The 6,085-nt window shown below is 31.8% G+C and carries 4 protein-coding genes; 3 read left to right on the top strand and 1 reads right to left on the bottom strand.

Annotated features, from left to right (window positions below; all coding sequences use genetic code 11):
- Nucleotides 1-59: 59 nt before the first annotated feature.
- Complete coding sequence (locus QZ824_RS10335) at nucleotides 60-1,223, top strand: sigma-54 dependent transcriptional regulator (protein WP_291275938.1); 1,164 nt, start codon at nucleotides 60-62, stop codon at nucleotides 1,221-1,223.
- 103 nt (nucleotides 1,224-1,326) lie between these two features.
- Nucleotides 1,327-1,941 (top strand): DEAD/DEAH box helicase, encoded by a 615-nt coding sequence (locus tag QZ824_RS10330; protein ID WP_291275937.1) that lies wholly within the window; start codon nucleotides 1,327-1,329, stop codon nucleotides 1,939-1,941.
- Nucleotides 1,942-1,981: 40 nt separating this feature from the next.
- On the opposite strand, the gene QZ824_RS10325 is transcribed toward QZ824_RS10330, so the two are convergent.
- Nucleotides 1,982-4,090, bottom strand: coding sequence for a M3 family metallopeptidase (locus QZ824_RS10325; RefSeq protein WP_291275936.1), 2,109 nt, complete (start codon nucleotides 4,088-4,090; stop codon nucleotides 1,982-1,984).
- 178 nt (nucleotides 4,091-4,268) lie between these two features.
- Here QZ824_RS10325 and QZ824_RS10320 point away from each other — a divergent pair, with 178 nt between their 5' ends.
- On the top strand, nucleotides 4,269-5,903 hold the full coding sequence (locus QZ824_RS10320; RefSeq protein ID WP_291275935.1) for an ABC-F family ATP-binding cassette domain-containing protein: 1,635 nt from the start codon (nucleotides 4,269-4,271) through the stop codon (nucleotides 5,901-5,903).
- Nucleotides 5,904-6,085: the final 182 nt, after the last annotated feature.

Here is a 6,085-nt window from a genome sequence, read left to right as displayed (position 1 = left end):
AATTTATCTTTAGTTAAAATAAATGTGTGAAAAATAAATAATTCAAATTAAAAAAATAAATGCCAAGGATCCTTATCATAGAAGATGAAGCGCCAATACGTCGCGTTTTAAATAAAATATTATCAGAAGAAAATGATAATTATTTAGTTCAAGAAGCAGAAGATGGTTTGAAAGGTATCGAACTAGTAAAAAATGAAGATTTTGATTTGATTCTTTGCGATATTAAAATGCCTAAGATGGATGGAGTAGAGGTATTAGAAGCGGTAAAAAAAATTAAGCCAGAAATTCCAATGGTTATGATTTCAGGACATGGAGATTTAGAAACGGCTGTAAATACTATGCGATTAGGCGCTTTCGATTATATTTCAAAACCACCCGATTTAAATCGATTATTGAATACTGTTCGTAATGCATTAGACAAAAAACAATTGATTGTTGAAAATAAGATTCTAAAAAAGAAAGTTTCAAAGAATTATGAAATGATTGGTGAAAGTGAGGCTATAAGGCACATCAAAACCATGATAGATAAAGTAGCTGCTACTGATGCTCGAGTTTTAATTACTGGACCAAATGGAACAGGTAAAGAATTGGTTGCTCATCAATTACATGAAAAAAGTAACCGTTCTTTTCAACCTATTATTGAAGTTAATTGTGCTGCTATACCTTCTGAATTGATAGAAAGCGAGTTGTTTGGACATGTTAAAGGAGCTTTTACTTCAGCAGTTAAAGATAGAGCAGGTAAGTTTGAAGCAGCTCATGGTGGTACGATTTTTTTAGATGAAATAGGAGATATGAGTTTGCCTGCACAGGCAAAGGTATTACGTGCATTACAAGAAAATTTAATTCAGCGTGTTGGTGCTGATAAAGATATAAAAGTTGATGTGCGAGTAATTGCAGCTACCAATAAGGACCTTAAAAAAGAAATTGAAGAAGGACGATTTAGAGAGGATTTATATCATCGTTTAGCCGTTATTTTGATTAAGGTTCCTGCATTAAATGACCGTAGAGAAGATATTCCAAGTTTGTTGGAACATTTTGCTACTAAGATTGCAGATGAACAAGGAAGTGCAAAGAAAACGTTTAGTAATGAAGCTATTAAAATGTTACAAGAATATGATTGGACTGGAAATATTCGTGAATTAAGAAATGTAGTGGAACGCTTAATTATTTTGGGCGGACATGAAATTTCTGAAACCGATGTAGCTTTATTTGCAAGTAAATAAGTTTAAAAATTAAATTTAAATAGAATAAGAGATTCACAGCTTTTTGTGAGTCTCTTTTTTGTTTTACTTTATGTATCTTTGCGTCAAATTATTGAACATAGCAATGCAGTTAAAAAAAATAAATCCGAATTTACAGAAAGCATTAATTGAAAAAGATTTAATTAACCCAACAGATGTTCAAGAAAGTTGTTTTGGACCAATTAAAAGCGGTATTGATTTAGTGATTCAATCGGAGGTAGGTTCTGGAAAAACGACTTTAATTGCTTTATCTGTTATTCAAAAACTTGAAAAAGCGGTTTTGATTGCTCCACGAGCTATTGTTATTGTTGAGAATAAGGAAAAAGTTTTAGAATTAGAGTCTTGGTTTAAAGAATTTGCTAAATATACTGATTTAAGAATTTATGCTGTTCATGATAAAACGGATATGGATCACGATAAGAATATGATATCAATAGGGGTTGATATTTTAATCGGAACTCCTATTCGAATGAATGATATGTTCGCAACTGCTGGATATGATGTAAATCAATTAAAAATGTTTTTAGTTGATGATGCCGATATAATTTTTAGAGCTCGTTTAGATCAAAAGATAAAACGTTTATCCGATAGTATTTCAGCCCAACGTATCTTGTTCTGTTCTCAAATAACTGAGCGAGTAGAGTCCATGGCTTATCAGATTATGGAAGAGCCAGTTTTTTATGAAATGGATGAAGAGTAAGTATAAAAAAGCGACCACGTTATAATGTGGTCACTTTTTATTATTTCAAACCTCTCTTTTTTAGTAAAGGCTCCACGCTTGGTTCGGCACCTCTGAAAGCTTTATACAATAGCATTGGATCTTCTGTTCCTCCTTTTTCTAAAATATTGGTTCTAAAAGATTTTGCTTTTTCAGGATTAAATAAGGAGGTAGATTTAAACACTTCAAAAGCATCTGTATCTAATACTCCAGACCAAATATAACTATAATATCCAGCTGAATAACCACCTGAGAAGATGTGGTTAAAATATGTACTTCTGTATCTTGAAATAATGGATTGTGGTAAGCCTAACATATTTAATGTGTTTTTTTCAAAATCTTCAGAAGTTGAGGTTATATTAGAAGTTTGTGTATGATAAGCCATATCTAATAATGAGGCAGCTAAATATTCGGTGGTAGCAAATCCTTGATCAAAAGTACCTGCTTTTTGCATTTTATTAATCAGTTCATCAGGAATTGTTTCTCCTGTCTTGAAATGTTTGGCATATAATTTTAAAACCTCTGGTTCAGCAGCCCAATTTTCCATAATTTGAGAAGGTAATTCTACAAAGTCTCTTGGGACATTGGTGCCCGATAAACTTTCATAAGTTACTTGAGATAAAAGTCCGTGTAGTGCATGTCCAAATTCGTGAAAGAAAGTGCTTACTTCATCAAAAGTTAAAAGGGAAGGTGTCGTGCTTGTTGGTTTTGTAAAATTGCAAACTATTGAAATAATAGGGAGTATTCTTGTTTTATTTTCTGTGGATTGAGCGCGGTAAGAAGTCATCCAAGCACCTCCTCTTTTTGAGCTTCTTGGATGAAAATCCATGTAAAGTAATCCTACAATAGTTTCATTAGCTTCTTTAACCTCCCATACAGTAACATCAGGATGATAAACAGGTACATTGTTCAATTGAGTAAAACTTAATCCATATAGTTTGTTTACTACTGTAAAAATTCCTTCTCTTGTTTGCTCTAAACTAAAATATGGTTTAAGTTCTTGCTCGTCTAAATTGTATCTTTCTTTTCTAATTTTTTCAGCATAAAAACGCCAATCGTAAGGTTGTACTTCGTCTTGAATGCCATCTTTTACTAACATAGCCTTAATATCTGCTTCTTCCTTTCTCGCCATTTTTAGTGCAGGTTTCCACAAATCAAGTAATAATTGATTTGCTTTTTCTGGATTCTTAGCCATTGAAAGTTCTAATACATAAGCTGCATGAGATTTATAACCTAATAATTGCGCTTTTTCCCTTCTCAAATTAGCCATTTTTATAGCAAGCGCTTTATTGTCATTATCGTTGTTGTTGTTACTGCGCAGTTGATAAGCGTTCCAAATTTCTTTGCGTAATTGACGGTTTGTGCTATACTGTAAAAAAGACATTACACTAGCATTTGATAAGGTAAAAATCCATTTTCCTTCTTTGCCTTTTCCTTTCGCTTCAGCCGCTGCTGCAGCAATAACCGATTCTGGTAAACCTATCAGCTCATTTTGGTTACTGATGATTAACTCATATTTGTTCGTTTCTGCTAATACATTTTGGCCATATTTCAACGTCAAAATAGCTAACTCACTATTAATAGCTCTTAGACGTTCTTTTTGAGACGTATTTAAATTAGCACCATTACGAACAAATTTTTTGTAAGTATTTTCTAGGAGTTTTTTTTCTTCTTGATTTAATTGAAGGTTGCTTTGTTGATCCCAAACTATTTTTATTCTTTTAAACAAGGCATCATTTAAGTTAATGTTATCGCTATGTTCAGCTAAAATAGGGGCTACTTCCTTTGCAATAGCTTGAAGTTCGTCATTGGTGTTGGCTCCATTTAAATTATTAAAAACAGTATTTACTTTAGATAGTAATTTACCTGATTTTTCTAGAGCAACAATTGTGTTGTCGAAAGTTGGATTTTCTCTATTTGATGTGATAGCTAAGATTTCAGCTTCTTGTTGTTTTATTCCCTCTAAAAGAGCAGGTTTAAAATGTTCATTTTTAATTAAGTCAAATGGAGGAACTTGATAGGGCGTTTGATAAGTTAAAAAAAAGGGATTCATATTATTTTTATTTTCCTGTCCTTGAACAAAAAGGGCAGTATTAGCAATAGAAAAGAGTAAAATTATTTTAAACTTCATAAATGTAATTTTAGTTGTAAATATAGAATTTTTAAAAGTTTAGGTGGATTATGTTAACTATATTTTATGAAATAATTTAAGTATACAATCTGCTTATTTATTCTTTACAATTCTATTATCTTTGCAACTTTGAATAAATCTGAGGAATTTTAAATTTCCTTATAACCTTGTTTACTCTATGATTACTGTTAATGATATTGCCGTTGAATTTGGCGGAACCACTCTTTTTAGTGATATTACATTTGCTATTAATGAAAATGATAAAATTGCCTTAATGGGTAAAAATGGTGCTGGTAAATCTACCCTTTTAAAAATTGTTGCAGGTGTTAATAAACCTACAAGAGGTGGTATTTCGGCTCCAAGTGATGCTGTAATTGCCTACTTGCCCCAGCATTTATTAACAGAAGATCAATGTACGGTTCGTGAAGAAACATCAAAAGCTTTTGCAGAAGTATTGAATATGAAAAAGGAAATTGATGCTATAAATGATGAGCTTACCGTGAGAACAGATTACGAAAGTGATGCTTACATGAAATTAATTGAGCGTGTTTCTGAACTTTCAGACAAGTATTATTCAATTGAGGAAGTCAATTATGATGCAGAAGTTGAAAAAGTACTAAAAGGCTTAGGTTTTGTTAGAGAAGATTTTGATCGAATGACTTCTGAGTTTTCAGGCGGGTGGCGTATGCGAATTGAATTGGCAAAAATCCTTTTAAAGAAACCAGATTTAATTTTATTAGATGAGCCTACCAATCATTTAGACATGGATAGTATTCAATGGTTGGAAGAATTTTTAGTAAATCAAGCCAAAGCTGTTATGGTTATTTCTCACGATAGGGCTTTTGTAGATAATATTACCAATAGAACTATTGAAGTTACTATGGGAAGAATCTATGATTATAAAGCAAAATACTCTGATTATTTGGTATTAAGACAAGATCGTAGAGCACATCAACAAAAAGCATATGATGAACAACAAAAATTTATTGCAGAAAATCAAGCTTTTATTGAGCGATTTAGAGGTACTTTTTCAAAAACAGAACAAGTTCAATCTCGTGTTCGAATGTTAGAGAAATTGGTTTTAGTTGAAGTAGATGAGATTGATACTTCTGCTTTAAAATTAAAGTTCCCACCATCACCTCGTTCAGGTCAATATCCAGTTGTTGTTGAAGAGCTTACAAAAAAATATGGTGATCATGTAGTTTTTAATAATGCAAACATGGTGATTGAAAGAGGTCAAAAAGTAGCTTTTGTAGGTAAAAATGGAGAAGGAAAATCGACAATGATTAAAGCTATTATGGGTGAAATTGAGTATGAAGGAGGTAAAGTTGAAATAGGTCACAATGCTATGATTGGATATTTTGCACAAAATCAAGCAGCCTTACTAGATGGTGAAGCGACTGTTTTTGAAACTATTGACAGAGTAGCTGTAGGTGATGTGCGTACAAAAATTAAGGATATGTTAGGAGCATTTATGTTTAGTGGAGATGATATCCAAAAGAAGGTTAAGGTCCTTTCAGGAGGAGAGCGTACACGTTTAGCTATGATAAAATTATTGTTAGAACCTGTTAACCTACTTATCCTAGATGAGCCTACCAATCATTTAGACATGAAAACCAAAGATATTATTAAAGAAGCATTAAAGGATTTTGATGGAACGTTAATTCTTGTATCTCACGATCGTGATTTCTTAGATGGTTTAGCTGAAAAAGTATTTGAATTTGGGAATAAACGTGTAAAAGAACACTTTGAGGATATTAAAGGTTTCTTAGCACATAAGAAAATGGAAAGTTTGAAAGAGATTGAAAAGTAAAAGTTTTAACTCATTTATTTTTAAGGAAAGTATTTTTTATTCGAGATATATTTTGAAGTTTTCATAGTTCTAAATTAGATGAGATAGGATATTTTTAACTTGAACAAGGTATTCATAAAAAAAGAACAGATTTTTTATGCCAATTCATTTGTTACGTCTGATTTTGCTGAATACTATTACTA

Source organism: Flavobacterium sp. (assembly GCF_021151785.1).
Taxonomy (GTDB): domain Bacteria; phylum Bacteroidota; class Bacteroidia; order Flavobacteriales; family Flavobacteriaceae; genus Flavobacterium.
The sequence above is the reverse complement of the archived record's forward strand: the minus strand, read 5'-3'. Positions and strand labels throughout refer to the sequence as shown.